General features: G+C 66.4%; 19 protein-coding genes. 11 read left to right on the plus strand and 8 right to left on the minus strand.

Going from position 1 to position 24116, the window contains the following annotated elements:
- The first annotated feature begins 445 nt into the window (after positions 1 to 445).
- The 4 genes from BLT78_RS07310 (at position 446) to arcC (ending at position 5590) form a co-directional block, all read left to right on the plus strand.
- The gene (locus BLT78_RS07310) at positions 446 to 2188 is read left to right on the plus strand and encodes a SulP family inorganic anion transporter (protein WP_090348343.1); all 1743 of its coding nucleotides are present in this window, start codon (positions 446 to 448) and stop codon (positions 2186 to 2188) included.
- Positions 2189 to 2303: 115 nt separating this feature from the next.
- Positions 2304 to 3557: an arginine deiminase gene (gene arcA / locus BLT78_RS07315; protein ID WP_090348344.1), complete on the plus strand. Its 1254-nt coding sequence runs from the start codon at positions 2304 to 2306 to the stop codon at positions 3555 to 3557.
- A gap of 82 nt (positions 3558 to 3639) precedes the next feature.
- Positions 3640 to 4650: an ornithine carbamoyltransferase gene (locus tag BLT78_RS07320; RefSeq protein WP_090348345.1), complete on the plus strand. Its 1011-nt coding sequence runs from the start codon at positions 3640 to 3642 to the stop codon at positions 4648 to 4650.
- Between the two features lie 13 nt (positions 4651 to 4663).
- Positions 4664 to 5590, plus strand: coding sequence for a carbamate kinase (arcC, locus tag BLT78_RS07325; RefSeq protein ID WP_090348346.1), 927 nt, complete (start codon positions 4664 to 4666; stop codon positions 5588 to 5590).
- Between the two features lie 77 nt (positions 5591 to 5667).
- On the opposite strand, the gene ppk2 is transcribed toward arcC, so the two are convergent.
- Positions 5668 to 6486 (minus strand): polyphosphate kinase 2, encoded by an 819-nt coding sequence (ppk2, locus tag BLT78_RS07330; RefSeq protein WP_090348347.1) that lies wholly within the window; start codon positions 6484 to 6486, stop codon positions 5668 to 5670.
- 223 nt (positions 6487 to 6709) lie between these two features.
- Positions 6710 to 7237: a thiol peroxidase gene (tpx, locus tag BLT78_RS07335; protein WP_090348348.1), complete on the minus strand. Its 528-nt coding sequence runs from the start codon at positions 7235 to 7237 to the stop codon at positions 6710 to 6712.
- 207 nt (positions 7238 to 7444) lie between these two features.
- Here tpx and xthA point away from each other — a divergent pair, with 207 nt between their 5' ends.
- The 3 genes from xthA (at position 7445) to BLT78_RS07350 (ending at position 10187) form a co-directional block, all read left to right on the plus strand.
- Positions 7445 to 8257 (plus strand): exodeoxyribonuclease III, encoded by an 813-nt coding sequence (gene xthA / locus BLT78_RS07340; RefSeq protein ID WP_090348349.1) that lies wholly within the window; start codon positions 7445 to 7447, stop codon positions 8255 to 8257.
- A gap of 100 nt (positions 8258 to 8357) precedes the next feature.
- Positions 8358 to 9719, plus strand: coding sequence for a substrate-binding domain-containing protein (locus BLT78_RS07345; protein WP_090348350.1), 1362 nt, complete (start codon positions 8358 to 8360; stop codon positions 9717 to 9719).
- A gap of 189 nt (positions 9720 to 9908) precedes the next feature.
- Positions 9909 to 10187 (plus strand): peptidylprolyl isomerase, encoded by a 279-nt coding sequence (locus tag BLT78_RS07350; protein ID WP_090348351.1) that lies wholly within the window; start codon positions 9909 to 9911, stop codon positions 10185 to 10187.
- Positions 10188 to 10264: 77 nt separating this feature from the next.
- Here the strand turns inward: BLT78_RS07350 and BLT78_RS07355 are convergent, their stop codons facing one another.
- The gene (locus BLT78_RS07355; protein ID WP_090348352.1) at positions 10265 to 11413 is read right to left on the minus strand and encodes a PilT/PilU family type 4a pilus ATPase; all 1149 of its coding nucleotides are present in this window, start codon (positions 11411 to 11413) and stop codon (positions 10265 to 10267) included.
- 334 nt (positions 11414 to 11747) lie between these two features.
- On the opposite strand from BLT78_RS07355, the gene BLT78_RS07360 reads away from it, so the two are divergent.
- The gene (locus BLT78_RS07360) at positions 11748 to 12185 is read left to right on the plus strand and encodes a hypothetical protein (protein ID WP_090348353.1); all 438 of its coding nucleotides are present in this window, start codon (positions 11748 to 11750) and stop codon (positions 12183 to 12185) included.
- Between the two features lie 456 nt (positions 12186 to 12641).
- Complete coding sequence (locus BLT78_RS07365) at positions 12642 to 14231, plus strand: ABC-F family ATPase (protein WP_090348354.1); 1590 nt, start codon at positions 12642 to 12644, stop codon at positions 14229 to 14231.
- An 85-nt stretch (positions 14232 to 14316) separates the two neighbouring features.
- Here BLT78_RS07365 and BLT78_RS07370 read toward each other — a convergent pair whose 3' ends face one another.
- A complete protein-coding gene (locus BLT78_RS07370) occupies positions 14317 to 14736 on the minus strand; it encodes a DUF1294 domain-containing protein (protein WP_090348355.1) in 420 nt (139 codons plus the stop codon).
- Positions 14736 to 15569 carry an undecaprenyl-diphosphate phosphatase gene (locus BLT78_RS07375; RefSeq protein WP_090348356.1) on the minus strand — a complete coding sequence of 278 codons (834 nt, stop codon included), beginning with the start codon at positions 15567 to 15569 and terminating at the stop codon, positions 14736 to 14738. Before BLT78_RS07375 ends, BLT78_RS07370 begins: the two co-directional genes overlap by 1 nt.
- Positions 15570 to 15904: 335 nt before the next feature.
- Here BLT78_RS07375 and BLT78_RS07380 point away from each other — a divergent pair, with 335 nt between their 5' ends.
- Positions 15905 to 16507: a hypothetical protein gene (locus tag BLT78_RS07380; RefSeq protein WP_090348357.1), complete on the plus strand. Its 603-nt coding sequence runs from the start codon at positions 15905 to 15907 to the stop codon at positions 16505 to 16507.
- A 47-nt stretch (positions 16508 to 16554) separates the two neighbouring features.
- On the opposite strand, the gene BLT78_RS07385 is transcribed toward BLT78_RS07380, so the two are convergent.
- From BLT78_RS07385 to BLT78_RS07395, 3 genes are all read right to left on the minus strand, one after another.
- Complete coding sequence (locus BLT78_RS07385; RefSeq protein ID WP_090348358.1) at positions 16555 to 17022, minus strand: DUF3429 domain-containing protein; 468 nt, start codon at positions 17020 to 17022, stop codon at positions 16555 to 16557.
- Between the two features lie 122 nt (positions 17023 to 17144).
- A complete protein-coding gene (gene nfuA / locus BLT78_RS07390) occupies positions 17145 to 17729 on the minus strand; it encodes a Fe-S biogenesis protein NfuA (protein WP_090348359.1) in 585 nt (194 codons plus the stop codon).
- Positions 17730 to 17841: 112 nt separating this feature from the next.
- On the minus strand, positions 17842 to 20112 hold the full coding sequence (locus BLT78_RS07395; protein WP_090348360.1) for a fatty acid cis/trans isomerase: 2271 nt from the start codon (positions 20110 to 20112) through the stop codon (positions 17842 to 17844).
- A 243-nt stretch (positions 20113 to 20355) separates the two neighbouring features.
- Here BLT78_RS07395 and metH point away from each other — a divergent pair, with 243 nt between their 5' ends.
- Complete coding sequence (gene metH, locus BLT78_RS07400) at positions 20356 to 24093, plus strand: methionine synthase (RefSeq protein WP_172830771.1); 3738 nt, start codon at positions 20356 to 20358, stop codon at positions 24091 to 24093.
- Positions 24094 to 24116: the final 23 nt, after the last annotated feature.

A 24116-nucleotide genomic window follows, 5' to 3' on the forward strand; every position in this document is an offset into this window, starting at 1 on the left:
GCTCCTTGTTGAAGACTGGCGGCAACTTTCCTTTCGGGGCACTACCGTCGCGAGGGCAGCACTCGGCTCGCCTCGGGCCTGTCTGCAGCTCCCCACGTCCGTTCCCCGTGCGCAAATACGGGCGTGACCCTGGAGTGGCGACAGACAGGCAAGGACGGGGGAGACGACAAGAAGCAACTGATGACAGCGCTCAACTTCCGAGCCCGGCAATTCCAGCGTAGTAGCCGCCGGAACGCCGGCAAGAGGCGCGATTACGTCAATCTAACATCATTGATTTTTGTCAATTGACGACATCCGATTAGCAACGACGATTATCTGGCGCAGGCTTCGCCCGGATAACGCTGGCCAACCGGGCATGCCCGCCAGTCCGGACCTACTCTTGGTGTTGGCTTTCAACAAGCGATCCCGTCGAGCAGTCCCCAGTCATCAGCAAGGACGACCCACCATGCCCGTGCCACCAGTGCCCGAGAGCCCTGCAAGCCCGACCAGAACCTCCGCCTGGCTGCGCTGGCTGCCGGGGCTGCTGATGCTCAGGCAATACCAGCGCGAGTGGTTGCCCAAGGATCTGGCGGCCGGCCTGGTGCTGACCTCGATGCTGGTGCCGGTCGGCATCGCCTACGCCGAAGCCTCGGGGGTGCCGGGCATCTACGGCCTGTACGCCACCATCGTGCCGCTGCTGGCCTATGCGCTGTTCGGCCCCAGCCGCATCCTGGTGCTCGGCCCGGACTCCTCGCTGGCCGCGCCGATCCTCGCCGTGGTGCTGCCGCTCTCCGGCGGCGATCCGCTGCGCGCCATCACCCTGGCGAGCATGATGGCGGTGGTGTCCGGCGTGGTGTGCATCGTCGTCGGCCTGCTGCGCCTGGGCTTCATCACCGAGCTGCTGTCCAAGCCGATCCGCTACGGCTACATGAACGGCATCGCCCTGGTCGTGCTGATCGCCCAGACGCCCAAGCTGTTCGGCATCTCCATCGACGGCGAAGGCCCCCTGCTCGACCTCTGGCACCTGGTCGAGGCCATCGCCGCCGGCCAGGCCAACTGGTACAGCTTCGCCGTCGGCGGCGGCAGCCTGGCGCTGATCCTGCTGCTCAAGCCGTTCAAGCAGTTGCCGGGCATTCTCATCGTGGTGATCCTCGCCACCGTACTGGTCGGCCTGCTCGACCTCGACGCCCACGGCGTCAAGGTGCTGGGCGACCTGCCCCAAGGCCTGCCCGGCTTCGTCCTGCCCTGGCTCAGCGGCGTGGACATCGCCACCGTGGTGCTCGGCGGCTGCGCCGTGGCCATCGTCTCCTTCGCCGACACCAGCGTGCTGTCGCGCACCTACGCCGCGCGCACCCGCACCCAGGTCGACCCCAACCAGGAGATGGTCGGCCTCGGCGCCGCCAACCTGGCGGCCGGGCTGTTCCAGGGCTTCCCGATCAGCAGCAGCTCCTCGCGCACGCCGGTCGCCGAAGCCGCCGGCTCGCAGACCCAGCTGACCGGGGTGGTCGGCGCCCTGGCGGTAGCGGCGCTGCTGCTGGTCGCCCCGCAGCTGATGCGCTACCTGCCGAGCAGCGCACTGGCTGCCGTGGTGATCGCCGCGGTACTCGGCCTGTTCGAGTTCGCCGACCTCAAGCGCATCTTCCGCATCCAGCGCTGGGAGTTCTGGCTGTCGATGGCCTGCTTCGCCGGAGTCGCCGTGTTCGGGGCCATCCCCGGCATCTGCCTGGCCGTGGCCATCGCCGTGCTGGAGTACCTGTGGGACGGCTGGCGCCCGCACTTCGCCATTCTCGGCCGGGTCACCGGCATACGCGGCTATCACGACGTCAAGCGCTATCCGCATGCCCGCCGGGTACCGGGCCTGGTGCTGTTCCGCTGGGACGCACCGCTGTTCTTCGCCAATGCCGAGCTGTTCCGCGAATGCCTGATGGAGGCCATCGCGGAGTCGCCCACCGCGGTGCGCCGGGTGGTGGTGACCGCCGAGCCGGTCACCAGTATCGACGTCACCTCCGCCGACATGCTCGCCGAGCTGTGCCAGACCCTGCGCGAGCGCGGCGTCGAGCTGCATTTCGCGGAGATGAAGGACCCGGTCAAGGACAAGTTCAAGCGCTTCGGGCTGCTGGAAGTGTTCGGCGACAACGTCTTCCAGCCCACCGTGGGCGCCGGCGTGGACGACTACCTGGCCGATCACGGAGTGGACTGGACGCCATGAGCACGACCATTGCCCCGGCGGCTGCCCGCAGACCGCTCCGGCTCACCGGCGGCCGCCTGCAAGGCCGCCGGCAATTTCTACACTGAGTCAACAGCATTCACGCAAGGAGTTCCCGATGGCCAAGATCAAACTCGGCGTTCATTCCGAAGCCGGCAAGCTGCACAAGGTGATGGTCTGCTCGCCGGGCCTGGCGCACCTGCGCCTGACCCCGGGCAACTGCGACGAACTGCTGTTCGACGACGTGATCTGGGTGTCCCAGGCCAAGCGCGATCACTTCGACTTCGTCGCCAAGATGCAGGACCGCGGCGTCGAGGTGGTGGAGATGCACAAGCTGCTGGCCGAAACCCTGCACAATCCGGAGGCCATGAGCTGGATCCTCGACCGCAAGCTGTCGGCCAACCAGGTCGGCGTCGGTTTCGGCGACGAGATGCGCAGCTGGCTGGAGGGCCTGGAAGCGCGCCAGCTGGCCGACTTCCTGATCGGCGGGGTGGCGGCCGCCGACCTGCAGAAGGGCCTCGGCGACAGCAGCGCGGTGAAGATGCTCTGCGACTTCCTCGGCCACGCCAGCTTCATCCTGCCACCGCTGCCCAACACCCAGTTCACTCGCGACACCACCTGCTGGATCTACGGCGGGGTGACCCTCAACCCGATGTACTGGCCGGCGCGTCGCCAGGAAACCCTGTTGACCACGGCGATCTACAAGTTCCACCCGGACTTCGCCAATGCCGAGTTCGAGATCTGGTGGGGCAACCCGGACGAGGACCACGGCGCCGCCACGCTGGAAGGCGGCGACGTGATGCCGGTGGGAAATGGCGTGGTGCTGATCGGCATGGGCGAGCGCACCTCGCGCCAGGCCATCGGCCAGGTGGCCAGGGCGCTGTTCGCCAAGGGTGCCGCCCAGCGCGTGGTGGTCGCCGGCATGCCCAGGTCGCGCGCGGCCATGCACCTGGACACCGTGTTCACCTTCTGCGATCGCGACCTGGTCACCGTGTTCCCGGAAGTGGTCAACCAGATCGTGCCGTTCAGCATCCGTCCCGACGAGCGCAAGCCGGGCGGACTGGACGTGCGTCGCGAGGACAGGCACTTCATCCCGGTGGTCGCCGAGGCCCTCGGCCTCAAGCAGCTGCGCGTGGTCGAGACCGGCGGCGATGCCTACGAGGCCGAGCGCGAGCAGTGGGACGACGGCAACAACGTGGTCTGCCTGGCTCCCGGCGTGGTGGTCGGCTATGACCGCAACACCTACACCAACACCCTGCTGCGCAAGGCCGGGGTCGAGGTGGTGACCATCAGCGCCAGCGAGCTGGGCCGCGGCCGCGGCGGCGGGCACTGCATGACCTGCCCGATCATCCGCGACGCGGTGGACTACTGATGCGTGACTGCGGCGGCCCCGCCCGGCCGCCGCAGCCGTCCCTACCTGGCCCAGCTCCAGATCTCTCCAGAGGTGATCCGTCATGGCGTTCAACATGCACAACCGCAACCTGCTCAGCCTGATGCACCACAGCAGCCGCGAGCTGCGCTATCTGCTCGACCTGTCGCGCGACCTCAAGCGCGCCAAGTACACCGGCACCGAACAGCAGCACCTCAGGCGCAAGAACATCGCGCTGATCTTCGAGAAGACCTCCACCCGCACGCGCTGCGCCTTCGAGGTGGCCGCCTACGACCAGGGCGCCAACGTCACCTACATCGACCCGACTTCCTCGCAGATCGGCCACAAGGAGAGCATGAAGGACACCGCCCGCGTGCTCGGCCGCATGTACGACGCCATCGAGTATCGCGGCTTCAGGCAGGAGATCGTCGAGGAACTGGCGCAGTACGCCGGGGTGCCGGTGTTCAATGGCCTGACCGACGAATACCACCCGACGCAGATGCTCGCCGACGTGCTGACCATGCGCGAGCACAGCGACAAGCCGTTGCACGACATCAGCTACGCCTACCTGGGGGACGCACGCAACAACATGGGCAACTCGCTGTTGCTGATCGGCGCCAAGCTGGGCATGGACGTGCGCATCGCCGCGCCCAAGGCGCTGTGGCCGAGCGACGAGCACGTCGCCGCCTGCCGCCGGTTCGCCGAGGAAAGCGGCGCGCGCCTGTTGCTCACCGAGGATGCCCGGGAGGCGGTCAAGGGCGTCGATTTCGTGCACACCGACGTCTGGGTGTCGATGGGCGAGCCGGTGGAAGCCTGGGGCGAGCGCATCCAGCTGCTGCTGCCCTACCAGGTCAACATGGAGCTGATGAAGGCCAGCGGCAATCCGCGGGTCAAGTTCATGCACTGCCTGCCGGCCTTCCACAACAGCGAGACCAAGGTCGGCAAGCAGATCGCCGCCCAGTATCCGCACCTGGCCAATGGTATCGAGGTGACCGACGACGTCTTCGAGTCGCCGTACTGCATCGCCTTCGAGCAGGCGGAGAACCGCATGCACACCATCAAGGCGATCCTGGTCTCGACCCTGGCGGACGTCTGAAGGGAGAACGAGCATGCGACTAGTCATCGCCCTGGGCGGCAACGCCCTGCTGCGCCGTGGCGAGGCCATGACCGCGGAGAACCAGCGCGAGAACGTGCGCACCGCCTGCGAGCAGATCGCCAGGGTGGCCGCCGGCAACCAGCTGGTGATCGCCCACGGCAACGGCCCGCAGGTCGGCCTGCTGGCCCTGCAAGGCGCGGCCTACGATGCCGCCAATCCCTATCCGCTGGACGTGCTCGGCGCCGAGACCGAAGGCATGATCGGCTACATGATCGAGCAGGAGCTGGGCAACCTGCTGCCGGTCGAGGTGCCCTTCGCCACCCTCCTCACCCAGGTGGTGGTGGATGGCGCCGACCCGGCCTTCCAGAAGCCGACCAAGCCGATCGGCCCGGTCTACGCCAAGGACGAGGCCGAGCGCCTGGCCCGTGACAAGGGCTGGAGCATCGCTCCCGATGGCGACAGGTTCCGCCGCGTGGTGCCCAGCCCGCGCCCGCAACGGATCATCGAGATCCGCCCGATCCAGTGGCTGCTGGACAAGGGCTCGGTGGTGATCTGCGCCGGCGGCGGCGGCATCCCGACCATGTACCGGGACGGCAAGCTGCACGGCGTGGAGGCGGTGATCGACAAGGACCTCTGCTCGGCCCTGCTGGCCCGGCAGCTGGACTGCGACCTGCTGGTGATCGCCACCGACGTCGACGCGGCCTATCTCGACTGGGGCCAGCCGACGCAGAAGGCCATCGCAGCGGCCCACCCGGACGAGCTGGAACGCCTCGGCTTCGCCGCCGGCTCGATGGGGCCGAAGGTCCAGGCCGCCTGCGAGTTCGCCCGCCTCACCGGCCGGGTGGCGGTGATCGGCTCGCTGCCGGAGATCGAGGCGATCGTCCAGGGCACTGCGGGGACCCGCGTCAGCACGGAGCGGGCGGGCCTGACCTTGCGCTGAGCGTCAGAGCACGACAAGGGCCCGCGAGATCATCGCGGGCCCTTGTCTCGCCTACCGGCAGTGTCCGTGCCGCGGCTTCAGAAGCGCTCCTCGACCATCCTGAACGGGTAGGCCGCGCCCTGATGGGCGACCTTGCGCCTGGGCAGCTTGACCTTGTCTTCCTGGGTGATGTCCTTGTAGGGGACGTGCTGGAGCAGGTGGCTGATGATGTTCAGGCGCACCCGCCGCTTCTCCTCGGAACGGGCCACGTACCAGGGCGCCCAGGGTGTATCGGTGGCGGCGAACATCTCGTCGCGGGCGCGGGTGTAGTCGTCCCAGCGGGTGAACGACTTGAGGTCCATGGGCGACAGCTTCCAGATCTTGCGCCCGTCGTTGATGCGGTCGGCGAGCCGGCGCTCCTGCTCCTCGGCGCTCACCTCCAGCCAGTACTTGATGAGGATGATCCCGGACTCGATCATCATCTTCTCGAACAGCGGCACGATGTTGAGGAAGCGCTCGGCCTGCTCCTCGCTGCAGAAGCCCATCACCCGCTCGACGCCGGCGCGGTTGTACCAGCTGCGATCGAAGATCACCACTTCGCCCGCCGCCGGCATGTGGGCCAGGTAACGCTGCCCGTACATCTGGGTCTTCTCCCGGTCGCTGGGCGCCGGCAACGCCACCACGCGGAACACCCGCGGGCTGACCCGCTCGGTGATCGCCTTGATCGTCCCGCCCTTGCCTGCGCCATCGCGCCCCTCGAACACCACGCAGACCTTGAGGCCCTTGGCCACCACCCACTGCTGCAGCTTGACCAGCTCGACGTGCAGCTTGCGCAGCTCTTCCTCGTACTCTTTGCGCCCCAGTTTTTCCTTGTCGACCGCAACTGCAGCCGCATCCTTCTTCTTGCCTTTGGCCATGCTCTATGCCCCCGAAACCAGACCTCACCTCATAAACGCTAGCCGATGTGGCGACGGCTGCACGCGCAAAGCAGGCCATTGCGCGGACAGCTGCGACGAGGCGCCGATCACGCATCGGTCGGCGGCGGGAGCCGATGGGCCGGGGCAACCCATCGGGAGCGGGGCAGATCGAGACTCGGCGCGCGCCGGGGCATCCTCCGGCGCGGCGGCGAGCCCGATCAGGTCACAGGTTGCTGGTTTCCGGCGCGCGGCCGCCCAGCGCGGCGATCGCCGCCTCGTAATCCGGCTCGTCGGCGACTTCGGCGACCAGTTCGGCGTGCAGGACCTTGTCGTGCTCGTCGAGCACCACCACGGCACGGGCGGCCAGGCCGACCAGCGGGCCTTCGGCGATGGCCACGCCGTAATCCTCGAGGAATTCGCGGCCGCGCAGCATGGACAGGTTGATCACGTTGTCCAGACCTTCGGTGGCGCAGAAGCGCTTCTGGGCGAACGGCAGGTCGGCGGAGATGCACAGCACCACGGTGTTGTCCAGGTTGCCCGCCTCGTAGTTGAACTTGCGGACCGAGGTGGCGCAGGTGGGCGTGTCGACGCTCGGGAAGATGTTCAGCACCTTACGCTTGCCGACGAAGTCGGCCAGGGTGTGGTCGGACAGATCGCTGCCCACCAGGCGGAAGGCCGGAGCCTGGCTGCCAACCTGCGGCAGGTTGCCATCGACACGCACGGGGTTGCCCTTCAGGGTAACTTGACTCATCAAATATCTCCTTTTTTATCAAACGCTTGGGCGCAATATCTGCAGCATTGCGCGAGCTCATGATGCCGCGCGACTGCCGCCACAGACCTCCGCTTGAAGCCTAGCATGGGCTGCCGCCGGCAAATCCACGTACTTTGCGCTGTTACTCCGCGCGCCGTGATCGGCTAGCATCTTCGGCCTACGCTCCAGTCACGGAACCCCCGCCTCATGAAACTTGTTTCCTTCAATATCAATGGATTGCGCGCACGACCTCATCAACTGGCTGAGCTTATCGAGCGCCACCAGCCGGACGTGATCGGCCTGCAGGAAACCAAGGTGGCCGACGAGCAGTTCCCCCGCGCCGAAGTCGAGGCGCTCGGCTACCACGTCGAATTTCACGGCCAGAAGGGTCACTACGGTGTCGCCCTGCTGTCGCGCCAGGTGCCGCAGAACCTGGTCAAGGGCTTCCCCTGGGACGGCGAGGATTCGCAGCGCCGCTTCATCGGCGCCACCTTCAGCGATGCACAGGGCCAGCCGGTGCACGTGTTCAACGGCTACTTCCCGCAGGGCGAGAGCCGCAGCCACGCGGTCAAGTTCCCCGCCAAGACGCAGTTCTACGCCGATCTGCAACGCCTGCTCGAGGAGCAGTTCAGCCCCGAACAGGCCCTGGTGGTGATGGGCGACTTCAACATCTCGCCGCAAGACATTGATATCGGTATCGGTGCGGAGAACGCGAAGCGCTGGCTGCGCAGCGGCAAGTGCAGCTTCCTGCCCGAGGAGCGCGAGTGGATGGCGCGCCTGCATGCCTGGGGCCTGGTCGACAGCTACCGCGAACTGCATCCGCAGGTCTGCGATCGTTTCAGCTGGTTCGACTACCGCAGTCGCGGCTTCGAGGACGCCCCCAAGCGGGGGCTGCGCATCGACCTGATCCTCGCCTCCACGGGACTCAGGCCGCGCCTGCTGGCCGCCGGCATCGACTACGACGTGCGCGCCATGGACAAGCCTTCGGACCACGCACCGGTGTGGGTGGAGCTGGCGTGAACCAGCTCACACTCATCGGCCGGCCATGTAACAGGATCGTCATCGTACTGACTTAATCTGCGCGGCATCCCAAACCTGACGAACAAGGTTCCCTGCCGCCATGCTGCGCCTCTCCCAGCCCTTCTCCGCCCGCCTGCTGCTCGGCGGGCTTCTGGCCCTGAGCACTCCCATCACCGGCTTCGCCGCCCTGCCGCTGCCGTCCAGCGGCCTGCCGGCCCTGCACATCCAGGGCTCCAACACCATCGGCGCCAAGCTGGGCCCGGCGCTGGTCAGCGGCCTGCTGGAGAAGGAAGGCTTCAGCAACGTGCGCGTGCAGGAAAGCGGTATCAACGAGCAGCGCGTCATCGGCCAGGATGCCCAGGGCCGCCTGGTCAACATCGAAGTGGCCGCCCATGGCTCCGGTACCGGCTTCACCGCGCTCGGCCAGAACGCTGCCGAACTGGCCGCCTCGTCCCGCCCGATCAAGGACAGCGAGGCTGCCAGCCTCGCCACCCTGGGCGACCTGAAGAGCCCCGAGAGCGAGCAGGTGATCGCCATCGACGGCCTGGCGGTGATCCTCCACCCCTCCAACCCCGTGCAGTCCCTGTCGGTCGAGCAGCTGGCCAGGGTGTTCGCCGGCGAGGTGAAGACCTGGGAAGAGCTCGGCGGTCGCGGCGGCGCCATTCGCCTGTACGCCCGTGACGACAACTCCGGCACCTTCGACACCTTCAAGGAACTGGTGCTGAGCAGCCACGGCAAGACGCTCGCCACCGGCGCCCAGCGCTTCGAGTCGAGCAACCAGCTGTCCGACTCGGTGAGCCAGGACCCGCAGGGCATCGGCTTCATCGGCCTGCCCTACATCCGCAAGGCCAAACCCCTGGCGATCAGCGCCGGCGACTCGCAGCCGATGCTGCCGAGCACCGAGCTGGTGGCCACCGAGGACTACCCGCTGTCGCGGCGCCTGTTCTTCTACATGAAGCCCGCCGAGAGCAATCCCTGGGCCCAGGCCCTGGTGCGCTTCGTCCACAGCCCGAGCGGCCAGGAAATCGTCGCCAGGAGCGGCTTCATCTCCCAGACCGTCAAGGCCATGCAGGTCGCGGCGAACGGTGACATGCCGCCGGCCTACCACGAACTGGCCAGCCATGCGCAGCGCCTGGCGGTCAACTTCCGCTTCGCCGAGGGTAGTGCCGAACTGGACAGCAAGGCCCTGCGCGACGTGCGCCGGGTGGTCAGCTACCTGAAGGACAACAACAAGATGATGAGCCAGGTGGTGCTGGTCGGCTTCGGCGACCCGCGCAACAACGACCGCGACCGCACCGAGCTGCTGTCCAAGCTGCGCGCCATGGCGGTGCAGCGCGAACTGGTCAAGTCGGGCGTGCTGCTGCGCAGCATCACCGGCCTGGGCGACGCCATGCCGGTCGCCTCGAACGACAGCGAGGCCGGGCGCAAGAAGAACCGCCGCGTCGAGGTGTGGGTCTACTGATCCCGCCGTATCCCCCGCCCCTTGCCTGGCGCTCGGCCGGGCAAGGGGCTTCACGCCTTCGGCCCCGCCCCGACTCACCGCCCCGCCCGCCTGACGCAGCCACGCGCCGCCCCCGTCGTCCGCCGGCGCAGGCAAAGCCCGACGCTTCGGTTACACTGCGCGCCCCGCAATCACCCGAGGAGTCTGCCGATGGCCATCGCCATGGCTCGTCACATTCTGGTCAAGACGATCGGCGAAGCCGAACAGCTCAAGCAGCGCCTGGCCAAGGGCGAGGACTTCGCCACCCTGGCCCGTCGCCACTCGCTCTGCCCCTCGCGCAAGCGCGGTGGCGATCTGGGCGAGATCCGCCCGGGACAGGTGGTCAAGCCGTTCGAGAACGTGGTTTTCCGCAAGCCGCTGCACCAGGTACAGGGCCCGCTGCGCACTCAGTTCGGCTGGCATCTGGTGCTGGTGTACTTCCGCAGCTGACATGAAAATGCCAGCCGACCCGCGTCGGCTCCGGCATCCGTCCTGCCTGGCGCCGCAGCGTGGCGGCGCCGGGAGCGTCAGACCAGCGGCTGCTCCTCTTCCTCTTCCATGGTCGGCTCGAGACTCCAGGTCGAGGTGTCGTCCGGCTTGGCCTGGCTGCCCTCGCCATCGCGATGCAGCTTGAGCTTGAGGCGCACGTTGTTCGCCGAGTCGGCGTTCTTCACCGCCTCTTCCTCGCTGATCGCGCCTTCATGCACCAGGTCGATCAGCGCCTGGTCGAAGGTCTGCATGCCCAGCGGCCGCGACTTCTCCATGACCTCCTTGATCAGGTTGAAATCGCCGCGCTTGACCAGGTCGCGGATGGTCGCGGTGCCCAGCAGGATCTCCACCGCGGCGCGGCGCTTGCCGTCGACGGTCTTGATCAGGCGCTGGGAGACGAACGCCTTGATGTTGTTGCCCAGGTCGTTGAGCAGCTGCGGCCGGCGCTCTTCCGGGAAGAAGTTGATGATGCGGTCCAGCGCCTGGTTGGCGTTGTTGGCGTGCAGGGTGGAGATCGCCAGGTGGCCGGTCTCGGAGAAGGCCAGGGCGTGCTCCATGGTCTCGCGGTCGCGGATCTCGCCGATCAGGATCACGTCCGGCGCCTGACGCAGGGTGTTCTTCAGCGCGGCCTGGAAGCTGCGGGTGTCCACCCCCACCTCGCGCTGGTTGATGATCGACTTCTTGTGCTTGTGCACGTACTCCACCGGGTCTTCGATGGTGATGATGTGCCCGCTGTGGTTGCGGTTGCGGTGGTCGATCAGCGCGGCCAGCGAGGTGGACTTGCCCGATCCGGTACCACCGACAAACAGCACCAGGCCGCGCTTTTCCAGAATCACGTCGAGCAGCACCGGCGGCAGCTTGAGGTCCTCGAAGCGCGGGATGTCCAGCTTGATGTTGCGCGCGACGATCGACACCTCGTTGCGCTGCTTGAAGATGTTGACGCGGAAGCGACCGATGTTGGGCAGCGAGATGGCCAGGTTCATCTCCAGCTCGCGCTCGAAGTCGGCCCGCTGCTCGGGGTCCATCAGCTCGGCGGCGATCTTCGCCACGTCGCCGGGGGCCAGCACGTCCTTGTTCAGGGCGCGCAGCACGCCATTGAATTTCGCACAGGGCGGCGCACCGGTGGAAAGGTAGAGGTCCGATCCATCCTGGCTGGCCAGGATGCGCAGCATTGCTGTGATGTCCATGAGATAACCGCCGTAACCGATTGATCTGAAAACGCCATCATGATGCACCATTCATGCCTGCTGGCCCACAGCCCGCGTCAGGACTGAGAAATCGCCCATGCTTTGCCCCTCGCGGAGTGACGCAAAACGCCACATTTCTCCCTTTTTGGTACCAATCGGGCATTCCAGTCGCCCCTGCGCGAGGCCCACGCGCGCCACGCCGTGCTGCCACGTAGCCGATCGATGCAGGGCGCTGACCCAGGTCAATACCCACACAGGCTGTGTGCCTGTATGAGTCTCTTCGCGCCGCGAGGGCGTACCACAACTAGAAACCGATCAGCTGAAGGGACTGAATATGCAATCACTCAGGCACGCCACTGCCATCGAAATTGCCAAAGAGCTGGATCAGACCAAGCGAAAATGGAACCGCATCACCCAGATCTTCCAGGAGAACGTCGAGCGCTGGCAGCAGATGGCGCCCCAGCATTTCGCCGGCATCCTGGCTCTCGCCCCAGGCAAGCCCGGCGAAACCCGCCTGTGTGCCACCAGCCTGGGCAAGGATTTCGTCATCGAACTCGCTCCGACCATCCGCAACGACGAGCTGTTCGGCAAGGTGACCGCAAGGGTCAGCGAATACCCGGGCAAGCGCGCCGTCCAGGCCTGCGAGCTGCTGATCAACACCGACGGCCAGATACTCAGCCCCCAGGGGGAAAAGCTGATCGACATGTACGAGAGCGACTCTCCCGGCTACCGGCTGCTCGCCGAGATTCTCTATAAGGTGATCGCCGTCTGAAGCCAGACGCCCCGTCGGCCTCGCCGTGCAGGCCGGCGGTAGCGTTCTCTCCTGCCGCTCCTCCCGGCGAGGCGCCGGTCGGCCCATGGCCACGCCTCGCCGTTTTCCCGCACCGACCGACAAGTCCTCGAAACAGCCCGCCGCCGGCCCGTACATCTCCTGCTGCCATCGCGCCTAAGCTCCGCGCTGCATATCGGCCCGCGTACAACTGCGCAGGCAGCTGTGCGACAATACGCGGCCCAGTCAGGCCATGCCCCTTGCCGACACCATCCCGACCGACGATCGCCGGCAGATGCTGTTGTCGACCCAGGCGAGACGGATCGGCTCGAGCAGCGATTGGCTCGAGCGGTACAAGCTGGAAACGTCGCCTGACAACTCACCCGAAACAGGCCGAAGTGGTACCAAGTTGGTATGCCTCCATACCACCAAGCCCTGAAACCCGCGAGATAGAGCCTCTTGATTTCCACCGCCAACATCACCATGCAGTTCGGCGCCAAGCCGCTGTTCGAGAACGTTTCCGTCAAGTTCGGCAACGGCAACCGCTACGGCCTGATCGGCGCCAACGGCTGCGGCAAGTCGACCTTCATGAAGATCCTCGGTGGCGACCTCGAGCCCTCCGCCGGCCAGGTGATGCTCGAACCCAACGTGCGCCTCGGCAAGCTGCGCCAGGACCAGTTCGCCTACGAAGACTGCTCGGTGATCGACACGGTGATCATGGGCCACGAGGAGCTGTGGCAGGTGAAGGCCGAGCGCGACCGCATCTACAGCCTGCCGGAGATGACCGAAGACGACGGCATGAAGGTCGCCGACCTCGAGGTGCAGTTCGCCGAGATGGACGGCTACACCGCCGAGTCGCGCGCCGGCGAGCTGCTGCTCGGCGTGGGCATCCCGCTGGACCAGCACTTCGGCCCGATGAGCGCGGTGGCGCCCGGCTGGAAGCTGCGCGTGCTGCTGGCCCAGGCGCTGTTCTCCAACCCGGACGTGCTGCTGCTCGACGAACCGACCAACCACCTGGACATCAACACCATCCGCTGGCTGGAGTCGGTGCTCACGGCGCGCAACAGCACCATGATCATCATTTCCCACGACCGTCACTTCCTCAACAGCGTGTGCACGCACATGGCTGACCTGGACTACGGCGAGCTGCGCCTGTTCCCGGGCAACTACGACGAGTACATGACCGCGGCGACCCAGGCCCGCGAGCGCCTGCTGGCCGACAACGCCAAGAAGAAGGCGCAGATCGCCGAGCTGCAGACCTTCGTCAGCCGCTTCTCGGCCAACGCCTCCAAGGCCAAGCAGGCCACCAGCCGCGCCAAGCAGATCGACAAGATCCAGCTGGAAGAGGTCAAGCCGTCCAGCCGCGTCAGCCCGTTCATCCGCTTCGAGCAGACCAAGAAGCTGCACCGCCAGGCGGTGACCCTGGAGAACGTCAGCCAGGGCTTCGACGGCGCGGCGCTGTTCAAGAACCTGTCCATGCAGATCGAGGCCGGCGAGCGCGTGGCCATCATCGGCCCCAACGGCATCGGCAAGACCACCCTGCTGCGCACCCTGGTCGGCGAGATGGCGCCGATGAGCGGCGAGGTGAAGTGGACCGAGAGTGCCGACGTCGGCTATTTCGCCCAGGACCACGCCGACGACTTCGCCGACGATGTCACCCTGTTCGACTGGATGGCCCAGTGGACCCAGGGCGGTGAGCAGCTGGTGCGCGGCACCCTCGGCCGCATGCTGTTTTCCAACGACGAGATCAAGAAGTCGGTGAAGGTGATTTCCGGTGGCGAGCAGGGCCGCATGCTGTTCGGCAAGCTGATCCTGAAGAAGCCCAACGTGCTGGTGATGGACGAACCGACCAACCACCTGGACATGGAGTCGATCGAGGCGCTCAACCTGGCGCTGGAGAACTACCCGGGCACGCTGATCTTCGTCAGCCACGACCGCGAGTTCGTCTCCTCGCTGGCCACCCGCATCATCGAACTGTCCGAGAACGGCGTGACCGACTTCAGCGGCACCTACGACGACTACCTGCGCAGCCAGGGCGTCGCCGCTTAAGGGGCCGAACGCCTGGTGCGCGTGGCGCACCCTACGCGGCGAGCCTGAGCTCCTCGTAGGGTGCGCCCATGCGCACCAGCAGCTCCTAGAAGGTCGCCAAGGCCTCCGGCAGCAATCGCCGGATGACAAACCCACCCAGCAGCAGCCAGTCGCCCCAGAACGCCTGGTGCAGCCCGACGATCCCCCAGAACACCGCCTGATACGAGACCTTGCGCGTCTTGTGCCTGAACACCTGCTGCGCCAGCAACGCGCCAGGCCAGCCGCCGAACAGCTCGGCGCCATGCAGGATCCTTTCCGGAACGCGCCAGCGCCCTTTGCGGGCACTGCGCTTGTCATGCCAGTAGAGAGCGATGGCCAGCAGACTGGCCGCGGCATAGGCCAGCAGCGCCCAGGGCATGCCCTGCTGGAGCAGCCGCAGTGCACCGACCAGCGGCAAAGCGAGCGGCACACCGCACAACAGCGCAGTCGGCCATCCGCTACGCCCTGATGTCGGAGCGGCAGCCATCAGCCCTGCGCCGTGCTCCAGTCGATCATGCCCATCTGCCAGGTGGCGAGAATCAGCAGACCGAAACCGATGCGGTACCAGGCGAACACCGCATAGCTGTGGGTGGCGATGAACTTGAGCAGCGCGCGCACGGCGAGCATCGCGAAGATGAACGAGGTGACGAAGCCCAGGGCGAACACCGGCACGTCGGCGCCATTCTCGAACAACGCGCGATGCTTGTAGCCGGAGTAGACCGCCGCGCCGACCATGGTCGGCATGGCGAGGAAGAAGGAGAACTCGGTGGCCGCCTTGCGCGACAGGCCGAAGATCAGGCCGCCGATGATGGTCGACGCAGAGCGCGAGGTGCCGGGAATCATCGCCAGGCACTGCGCGCAGCCGATCTTCAGCGCATGCTTCCAGCTCATGTCGTCCACCGCCTGTACCTCGATGGTGTGCTGGCGCTGCTCGGCCCACAGCATGACCAGACCACCGATCACCAGGGCGCTGGCCACGGTGATCGGGTTGAACAGCCAGTGCTCGATCAGGTCGGCGAAGGCCACGCCGAGAATCACCGCCGGAAAGAAGGCGACCAGCAGATTGACGGTGAAGCGCTGCGCCTGGCGCTCGCGCGGCAGACCGAGGATCACCCCGAACACCCGTTGGCGAAACTCCCAGACCACGGCGAGGATGGCACCGAGCTGGATGATGATGTTGAACGCCTTGGCGCGATCGCCACCGAAGCCGATCAGGTCGGCGACGATGATCTGGTGGCCGGTGCTGGAAATCGGCAGGAACTCGGTCAGCCCCTCGACGATGCCCAGAATCAGCGCCTGAATGGCGGTCCAGAACTCCATGCAATAACTCCCGTCACGCGCCTCTTGCGCGTCTTTTTCCGTTTGAACAAGTGTCTCCGCGCACCAGAGACCTGTGCGCCAGACAGCCGGGCGGCATCCTACCAGAGCCGGCCAGTCCGCTGCAGGTCCCGCCCGGGCGCGTCTTGATCAGAGTCAGCGACGGACACTCTCGTTCCCCTGGCTGCGCAAAGGAACGACTTTGATCGCAAATCTGGCGTCAATGACTGGTGGAGTGTCATTTTGATTGCGCATACTGCACCCCGTCGTCGCGCCGAGCCGATATGCACCGCAACAGACGACGCCCTCCCCATCGCCCAGCTGTAACGAGTGCACGCATGAGCTTCCAGGAAGTCGACCTGACCCCCAAAGCGAACCCCGACCTGATCTGGGATCTGGATCAACTGGAAAAGCGGGATCTGGCGGAGCGTTTCATCCGCCTGTTCGAAAATCGCCTGTGCGTCTACTCGGAATCGGTGAGCCAGCTGTACACCAACTACGGCCTGCACTTCCCCAGCGAGATCGGCCGCAAGATGGTGGTGCTGCCCAACCCCTACGCCTTCCACGACACCCTCAACCACATCTCGCCCCTGTCGGTGCGCAAGACCGGCCTGTGCGTCCTGCCGGGACAGTTCCAGAACCACAAGGGGCTGCTGCTGGCGCGCCTGGGAGCCAAGGGCGAGATGCTCCAGGCGCGTCCGTTCAAGAGCGCCCTGGCGCAGATCATCAGCAAGCTGAAGGAAAGCGGCGACGTGTTCCTGCCGGTGCTGGTCAAGGGCGACCTGCGCGAGTTCGACCAGCGCATGCCCTACCTGCACCTGCACCGCCTGCAGCTGAGCCAGCTGCCGCACCTGTCCGCCTTCGAGCGCAACGACCTGCAGCAGACGGTCACCCGCAAGCTGCTGATGCTGTACCGCCAGGCCGACCAGCTGACCTGCTGACCTGCTGAGCACCTGCTCGCGTGATCGCGAGCAGGCTTCGGGCCAACTCAGCCGGCCAGCACCCCGGCCCAGGCGACCAGCAGGCTGACCACCACCACTGCGGTCAGCGGCTTGCGCAGGGGCCGATACCAGATCGGCGCCAGACCCAGACGCACCGCGCGCAGATCGGCCAAGTACAGGCCGATGAAGGCCAGCACGAATACCGGGATGGACAACGCCGCCGGCAGACCGAAGGACACGGCCGCCCAGCCGAGCAGCGGCGGAATCACCGACAGACCCAGCTGCATCTGCGCGCGCAGGTCATCCTGCTCGCCGCGCATCGCCAGGCCCCAGTGGATCGCGCCCATGAACGCCAGAATCACCGCCGCATAGTCGAGCAGCGCATCGAGCACCAGCGGCCGCCAGCCGATGGGCGTGATCCAGATGCCCAGCGCGCCACTGATGAACGGAATCAGACCGGCCAGGCCGAGCAGCCAGGCCAGGTGCGGCGGGTTGGTGGCCGTGAACGGGTGCATGGAGTCGCTCCTTGATGCCAGATAGAAAAATGGCGAACCCGGGGGTTCGCCATCGGTACCGCTACTGAACCAGAAGCCTGCGGCAAAGGCCAGCGCCAGAGCGGCCGACCTGCCGTCGCGGCTCAGTAGTAGGCGTTTTCCTTGTTGCTGTGGTCGGTCACGTCACGCACGCCCTTCAGCTCGGGGATACGCTCCATCAGGGTCTTCTCGACGCCGTCCTTGAGGGTCATGTCGACCATGCCGCAGCCCTGGCAGCCGCCGCCGAAACGCAGGATGGCGACACCCTCGTCGTCGATGTCGACCAGCGAAACCATGCCGCCGTGACTGGCCAGCCCCGGGTTGATCTCGGTCTGCAGGTAGTAGTTGATGCGCTCGGGCAGCGGGCTGTCCTCGTTGACCATCGGCACCTTGGCGTTCGGCGCCTTGATGGTCAGCTGACCGCCCATGCGGTCGGTGGCGTAGTCGACCACGGCGTCCTCGAGGAACGGTACGCTGACCGCATCCAGCCAGGCGGTGAAATCCTTGAGCGCCAGAGCGGTGTCCTCGGGCTTCTGCTCGTGCGGCTTGCAGTAGGCGATGCAGGTCTCGGCGTACTGGGTGCCCGGCTGGGTGATGAACACGCGGATGCCGATGCCCGGGGTATTCTGCTTCTCCAGCAGCTCGGCCAGGTAGGCCTGGGCGGATTCGGTGAAGGTGATGGCGCTCATGGGAACTCCTTGCAGGTATGCGCGCAGTGTACGCGATGCGGCGGCCGGGATAAAGTCCTAGCGTTTTGGTAGGAATAGATCATTGATCGCATGATCTATCGCCGCCCGGCGCTCAGAGGTTCATGTAGCGGTTCATGTCCAGCACCCCCGCCTCCACCGGCTCGTGCTCGCGGATATGCTCGCTCAGGTCATGGAACAGGTCCCAGAAACGCGGATCGCTGCGCCGCACGCCCCAGCGCCGCACGAGCAGCTCGAAGTCCGCTGCGCCGCGCGCCTGCTGCATGGAAGCGACGAAGGCGTTCACCTCGCCCTCGCGCAGGCTGAACAGGAAGTTCGGATAGCTGCTCAGCACTTCCGGATACAGGGTCAGGGTGTCCTTCTCCGCCTGGTAGCGCAGCGACTCGCCAATCATGAATGCCACGTTGCTGTGCGCGCGATTACGCAGCAGGCTGTAGACCTCGCGCCCGCCGCCATCCAGTTCGACGCGCAGCAGGGTCGCCTCGGGCAGGAAGGCAATGGCCGGCAGCTGCGCCAGCGGTCGGGCCGCCAGTCGGCTCAGGCTCCGGTCGATCCGCTGCACGGCAGGGCTTGCCTTGGCTCGATAGCAGCGCCCGTCGCTGCAGCGATTGAGCGGATCGGGGCGCGCATTGAGGGTGCCGTAACGCTCCAGCAGGCGCATGGCGAATACGCCCTTCGGATCGCCAGGCGGCAGGACCAGACCACTGGGCGTCTGAGCGTCGATGCGCTCGTAGTTCAGCCACAGCTTGAGCAGACCGCTGTTCTGGTACCAGTCGTGGAGGATCGCCTGGCGCGCATCGGCGGGCATCAGGCGCAGGAAGTTCTGCTCGGCGCCGTTGCGGATCAGGTCGAAGTACAGGCGGGTCTGCGCCTGATGGGAGACGTTGCCGAACACGTCGAAGTTGACCACCAGCTGGTAATAGGTGCGCTCGAGCAGCGGGAAGTCCAGCCACCAGAGGGTCTGCGGCACCGCGCCGACCAGCCCCTTGCGTACCGAGGCGCTGTCGTGCTGACGGAACACGGTCAGCAGCGCATTGTCGTTGCCGGCCCAGATATGCGACCAGCTCGGGTAGGGCGCATGCGAATAGGCCTCGCGGCGTGCCGCCTCGTAGTCGCCCAGCTTGCTGCGATAGCGGTGCCAGACCAGCGGCAGGCGGGCCAGGTCATCCTCCTGACCGGGCAGCGCCAGCAGCGGGGTGACCCGTGCGCGGTACTCGTCATCCAGCAGGTAGAGATCGTGGGACGGGTCCTGGAACAGCGTCCAGAACTGGTCGCGGATCACGTCGGTGGCGATCTGCCCGCGGCACACCGGACCGCGGATGAAGGTGCGCACGAAGTATTCGGCGTCGTCCAGCATGAACTGGTAACGGGCGCGGGCCGGGATGGCGGCGAAGGTCTCGAACGGATTGGCGCGGCGCTGCGGGCCGTAACCGGGCACCGCCCGCACCACCCAGTCGCCAGTGAAGAACAGCTCCTCGATGCGCTTGAGCTTGCGCGCGCCCAGAGCATAGGTGATGTGCGTCTTGTGCACGATCACGCCCTGGATCGGCCGTAGCCGGTAATGAAAGGAGGTGCCGGGGTCGTCGTTGGGTCGGCGGGTGGCGATCACGTCCACCGGCTGGCCACTGGGCGTGCGCGAGCGCACCAGCTCGAAGAAGTGCCCGCTCGTCCCCTTGTCGAAATACAGGTGGGCGAGGAACAGGTGCTCGTACAGCCAGCGCGCCACCAGCTGCTCGCGGGCGCCGGGGCGGTTGAGCAGCGCCTCCCATTCCTCGATCTGCGCCGCCTCGGAAGCATTGGCGGTCAGCGGCTCGCCATCCAGGGCCGCGCCCTCGGCCAGCCACTGGCGCAGGGTGACGTACTCGGTATCAGTGAGTCCGCTGACCGCGAAGGGCATGCCCAGCGCGGGATTCTTGCGGGCGAACTCGTCGAACTGGTCGGGGCGCGGGCACTGGTTCTCGCGGCGGATGCTGATGTCCAGATCGTCGGGCAGCCTGGCGCCGGGCAAGGGCGAATGGCTACGCCCCAGCTCCAGCATGCGCGCCACCAGCGCCGCATCGCCTCCGCCGAGCACCGAATGGAAGCCGCGCGCGCGCCAGCCCGCCTCGCTCTGCGCATCGACAAACAGCCGGGTAGTGGCCTGCGCCTCGGTGCGCGTGCCGTTGTAGACGGCAATCGACGAAGCACCACGCTGGATGCCGGCAGCGCTGCCGAGGTTGAGCTGGCAGGGCGCGTCGTAGCAGGCATGGCAGGCCACGCACTTCTGGGTGAGGATCGGCTGCACGTCGCGGGAGAAGGACACCGGCGCGGCTGACAGCGGCAGACTGCACAGCAGGCCGGCCAGCAGCAGGAAAAGGATGGGCATGGAGCTGTCCGTGGCGGGTATCGGGGGATTCTAGCCGTTTGCCTGCCCTACCGGTGTGCACGCTCGGTAGAAGATCGCTGCGCGAGTCTTCTACCCTACCCGGCTGGCGCTCACGAGCCGTAGGGTCGGCAACTCGCGCAGCGATTGCCTACCAGTCCAGCAGCACCAGGTAACATGAACGAAATTCATGCCCATCCCCTCCCCGCTCCAGAACCATGCAGCTTTGCTATCATGCCCGCCTTCATGATCCACCCTCTCCAGGTAGTCCCCATGTCCGACCGCGCCGCCCGCCTCCAGGCCCTCCAGCAAGCCCTCAAGGAACGCATCCTGATCCTCGACGGCGGCATGGGCACCATGATCCAGAGCTACAAGCTGGAGGAGTCCGACTACCGTGGCGAGCGCTTCGCCGACTGGCCGCAGGACGTCAAGGGCAACAACGACCTGCTGCTGTTGACCAAGCCCAACGTCATCGCCGAGATCGAGCGCGCCTACCTGGACGCCGGCGCCGACATCCTCGAGACCAACACCTTCAACGCCACGCGCATCTCCATGGCCGACTACGGCATGGAGGAGCTGGTCTACGAGCTGAACGTCGCCGGCGCGCGCCTGGCCCGCCAGGTATGCGATGCCAAGACCGCCGAGACCCCGGACAAGCCGCGCTTCGTCGCCGGCGTGATCGGCCCGACCAGCCGCACCTGCTCGATCTCCCCGGACGTCAACAACCCCGGCTACCGCAACGTCACCTTCGACGAACTGGTGGAGAACTACACCGAGGCCACTCGCGGCCTGATCGAGGGCGGCGCCGACCTGATCCTGATCGAGACCATCTTCGACACCCTCAACGCCAAGGCGGCGATCTTCGCCGTGCAGCAGGTGTTCGAGGAGGACGGCATCGAATTGCCGATCATGATCTCCGGCACCATCACCGACGCCTCCGGCCGCACCCTGTCCGGGCAGACCACCGAGGCGTTCTGGAACTCGGTGCGCCACGCCCAGCCGATCTCCGTGGGCCTCAACTGCGCCCTCGGCGCCAAGGACCTGCGCCCGTACCTGGAAGAGCTGGCCACCAAGGCCGAGACCCACGTCTCCGCCCACCCCAACGCCGGCCTGCCCAACGCCTTCGGCGAGTACGACGAGACCCCGGCGGAGATGGCCGCGGTGGTCGAGGAATTCGCCGCCTCGGGCTTCCTCAACATCGTCGGCGGCTGCTGCGGCACCACCCCGCCGCACATCCGGGCCATCGCCGAGGCGGTCGCCAAGTACCCGCCGCGCGCCATCCCGGAGATTCCCAAGGCCTGCCGCCTGTCCGGCCTCGAGCCGTTCACCATCGACCGCAACTCGCTGTTCGTCAACGTCGGTGAGCGCACCAACATCACCGGTTCGGCCAAGTTCGCCCGCCTGATCCGCGAGGAGAACTACGCCGAGGCGCTGGACGTCGCCCGCCAGCAGGTGGAAGCCGGCGCCCAGGTGATCGACATCAACATGGACGAGGGCATGCTGGATTCGAAGGCGGCCATGGTCACCTTCCTCAACCTGATCGCCTCCGAGCCGGACATCTCCCGCGTGCCGATCATGATCGACTCCTCCAAGTGGGAGGTGATCGAGGCGGGCCTCAAGTGCATCCAGGGCAAGGGCATCGTCAACTCGATCTCCATGAAGGAAGGCGTCGAGCAGTTCAAGCACCACGCCCACCTGTGCAAGCGCTACGGCGCCGCGGTGGTGGTGATGGCCTTCGACGAGGTCGGCCAGGCCGACACCGCCGCACGCAAGAAGGAAATCTGCCAGCGCAGCTACGACATCCTGGTCAACGAGGTCGGCTTCCCCCCGGAAGACATCATCTTCGACCCGAACATCTTCGCCGTGGCCACCGGCATCGAGGAGCACAACAACTACGCGGTCGACTTCATCGAGGCCTGCGCCTACATCCGCGACCAGCTGCCCTACGCATTGTCCTCCGGCGGCGTGTCCAACGTGTCCTTCTCGTTCCGCGGCAACAACCCGGTGCGCGAGGCGATCCACTCGGTATTCCTCTACCACGCGATCAAGAACGGCCTGACCATGGGCATCGTCAACGCCGGCCAGCTGGAGATCTACGACGAGATCCCCGCCGAGCTGCGCGACAAGGTCGAGGACGTGGTGCTCAACCGCCACGAAGGCAGCACCGAGGCACTCCTGGCCATCGCCGACCAGTACAAGGGCGACGGCTCGGTCAAGGAAGCCGAGACCGAGGAATGGCGCAGCTACGACGTCAACAAGCGTCTGGAGCACGCGCTGGTCAAGGGCATCACCACCTTCATCGTCGAGGACACCGAGGAAGCCCGCCAGCAGTGCGCCCGCCCCATCGAGGTCATCGAAGGCCCGCTGATGGCCGGCATGAACGTGGTCGGCGACCTGTTCGGCGCCGGCAAGATGTTCCTGCCCCAGGTGGTCAAGTCCGCGCGGGTGATGAAGCAGGCGGTGGCCCACCTGATCCCCTTCATCGAGGCCGAGAAGGGCGACAAGCCGGAGGCCAAGGGCAAGATCCTGATGGCCACGGTCAAGGGCGACGTCCACGACATCGGCAAGAACATCGTCGGCGTGGTGCTCGGCTGCAACGGCTACGACATCGTCGACCTGGGCGTCATGGTGCCGGCGGAGAAGATCCTGCAGACCGCCATCGCCGAGAAGTGCGACATCATCGGCCTGTCCGGGCTGATCACCCCGTCGCTGGACGAGATGGTCCACGTCGCCAAGGAGATGCAGCGCCAGGGCTTCAGCCTGCCGCTGATGATCGGCGGCGCCACCACTTCCAAGGCGCACACCGCGGTGAAGATCGAGCCGCAGTACCGCAACGATGCGGTGGTCTACGTCACCGACGCCTCGCGCGCGGTCGGCGTGGCCACCACCCTGCTGTCGAAGGAACTGAAGAGCGACTACGTCGCCAAACTGCGCGAGGAATACGCCGAGGTCCGCGAGCGCACCGCCAACCGCAGTGCGCGCATCGAGCGCCTGAGCTACGAGGCCGCGCTGGCCAACCGCCCGCAGTTCGACTGGGCCGGCTACCAGCCGCCGGTGCCCTCCTTCACCGGCGTCAAGGTGCTGGAGGACATCGACCTCGAGGTGCTCAGCCAGTACATCGACTGGACGCCGTTCTTCATCTCCTGGGACCTGGCCGGCAAGTTCCCGCGCATCCTGACCGACGAGGTGGTCGGCCAGGCCGCCACCAGCCTGTACAACGACGCCCAGGCCATGCTCAGGAAGCTGATCGACGAGAAGCTGATCAAGGCCCGCGCCGTGCTGGGCTTCTGGCCGGCCAACCAGGTCGCCGGCGACGACCTGGTGGTCTACGGCGACCACGGCGAGAAACTGGCCACCCTGCACCACCTGCGCCAGCAGACCATCAAGCCGGACGGCAAGCCCAACCTGTCGCTGGCCGACTTCGTCGCGCCGAAGGACTCCGGAGTCACCGACTACGTGGGCGGCTTCATCGTCACCGCCGGCATCGGCGCCGAAGAGCTGGCCAAGGCATACGAGGCCAAGGGCGACGACTACAACAGCATCATGGTCAAGGCGCTGGCCGACCGCCTCGCCGAAGCCTGCGCCGAGTGGCTGCACGAGCAGGTGCGCAAGGACTACTGGGGCTACGCCCGGGACGAGGCCCTCGACAACGAGGCGCTGATCAAGGAGAAGTACCAGGGCATCCGCCCGGCCCCCGGCTACCCGGCCTGCCCGGACCACACCGAGAAGGGCACCCTGTTCGCCCTGCTCGACCCGCAGGCCGAGACCGGCAAGCCGGGCCAGAGCGGCGTGTTCCTCACCGAGCACTTCGCCATGTTCCCCGCCGCCGCCGTCTCCGGCTGGTACTTCGCCCACCCGCAGGCGCAGTACTTCGCGGTCGGCAAGGTCGACAAGGACCAGGTGGAGAGCTACACCCAGCGCAAGGGCCAGGAGCTGGCCGTGACCGAACGCTGGCTGGCGCCGAATCTGGGTTACGACGCCTGAGCCAGCGCCAGGCCCCTGTCCGC

This window comes from Pseudomonas oryzae (genome assembly GCF_900104805.1).
In the GTDB taxonomy this organism is placed as follows: domain Bacteria; phylum Pseudomonadota; class Gammaproteobacteria; order Pseudomonadales; family Pseudomonadaceae; genus Geopseudomonas; species Geopseudomonas oryzae.

Excerpts from the sequence above, each read along its gene's own strand:
- BLT78_RS07310 (WP_090348343.1), top strand. The coding sequence starts at position 446 with ATGCCCGTGCCACCAGTGCCCGAGAGCCCTGCAAGCCCGACCAGAACC.
- arcA (WP_090348344.1), top strand. The coding sequence starts at position 2,304 with ATGGCCAAGATCAAACTCGGCGTTCATTCCGAAGCCGGCAAGCTGCAC.
- BLT78_RS07320 (WP_090348345.1), top strand. The coding sequence starts at position 3,640 with ATGGCGTTCAACATGCACAACCGCAACCTGCTCAGCCTGATGCACCAC.
- arcC (WP_090348346.1), top strand. The coding sequence starts at position 4,664 with ATGCGACTAGTCATCGCCCTGGGCGGCAACGCCCTGCTGCGCCGTGGC.
- ppk2 (WP_090348347.1), bottom strand. The coding sequence starts at position 6,486 with ATGGCCAAAGGCAAGAAGAAGGATGCGGCTGCAGTTGCGGTCGACAAG.
- tpx (WP_090348348.1), bottom strand. The coding sequence starts at position 7,237 with ATGAGTCAAGTTACCCTGAAGGGCAACCCCGTGCGTGTCGATGGCAAC.
- xthA (WP_090348349.1), top strand. The coding sequence starts at position 7,445 with ATGAAACTTGTTTCCTTCAATATCAATGGATTGCGCGCACGACCTCAT.
- BLT78_RS07345 (WP_090348350.1), top strand. The coding sequence starts at position 8,358 with ATGCTGCGCCTCTCCCAGCCCTTCTCCGCCCGCCTGCTGCTCGGCGGG.
- BLT78_RS07350 (WP_090348351.1), top strand. The coding sequence starts at position 9,909 with ATGGCCATCGCCATGGCTCGTCACATTCTGGTCAAGACGATCGGCGAA.
- BLT78_RS07355 (WP_090348352.1), bottom strand. The coding sequence starts at position 11,413 with ATGGACATCACAGCAATGCTGCGCATCCTGGCCAGCCAGGATGGATCG.
- BLT78_RS07360 (WP_090348353.1), top strand. The coding sequence starts at position 11,748 with ATGCAATCACTCAGGCACGCCACTGCCATCGAAATTGCCAAAGAGCTG.
- BLT78_RS07370 (WP_090348355.1), bottom strand. The coding sequence starts at position 14,736 with ATGGCTGCCGCTCCGACATCAGGGCGTAGCGGATGGCCGACTGCGCTG.
- BLT78_RS07375 (WP_090348356.1), bottom strand. The coding sequence starts at position 15,569 with ATGGAGTTCTGGACCGCCATTCAGGCGCTGATTCTGGGCATCGTCGAG.
- BLT78_RS07380 (WP_090348357.1), top strand. The coding sequence starts at position 15,905 with ATGAGCTTCCAGGAAGTCGACCTGACCCCCAAAGCGAACCCCGACCTG.
- BLT78_RS07385 (WP_090348358.1), bottom strand. The coding sequence starts at position 17,022 with ATGCACCCGTTCACGGCCACCAACCCGCCGCACCTGGCCTGGCTGCTC.
- nfuA (WP_090348359.1), bottom strand. The coding sequence starts at position 17,729 with ATGAGCGCCATCACCTTCACCGAATCCGCCCAGGCCTACCTGGCCGAG.
- BLT78_RS07395 (WP_090348360.1), bottom strand. The coding sequence starts at position 20,112 with ATGCCCATCCTTTTCCTGCTGCTGGCCGGCCTGCTGTGCAGTCTGCCG.
- metH (WP_172830771.1), top strand. The coding sequence starts at position 20,356 with ATGATCCACCCTCTCCAGGTAGTCCCCATGTCCGACCGCGCCGCCCGC.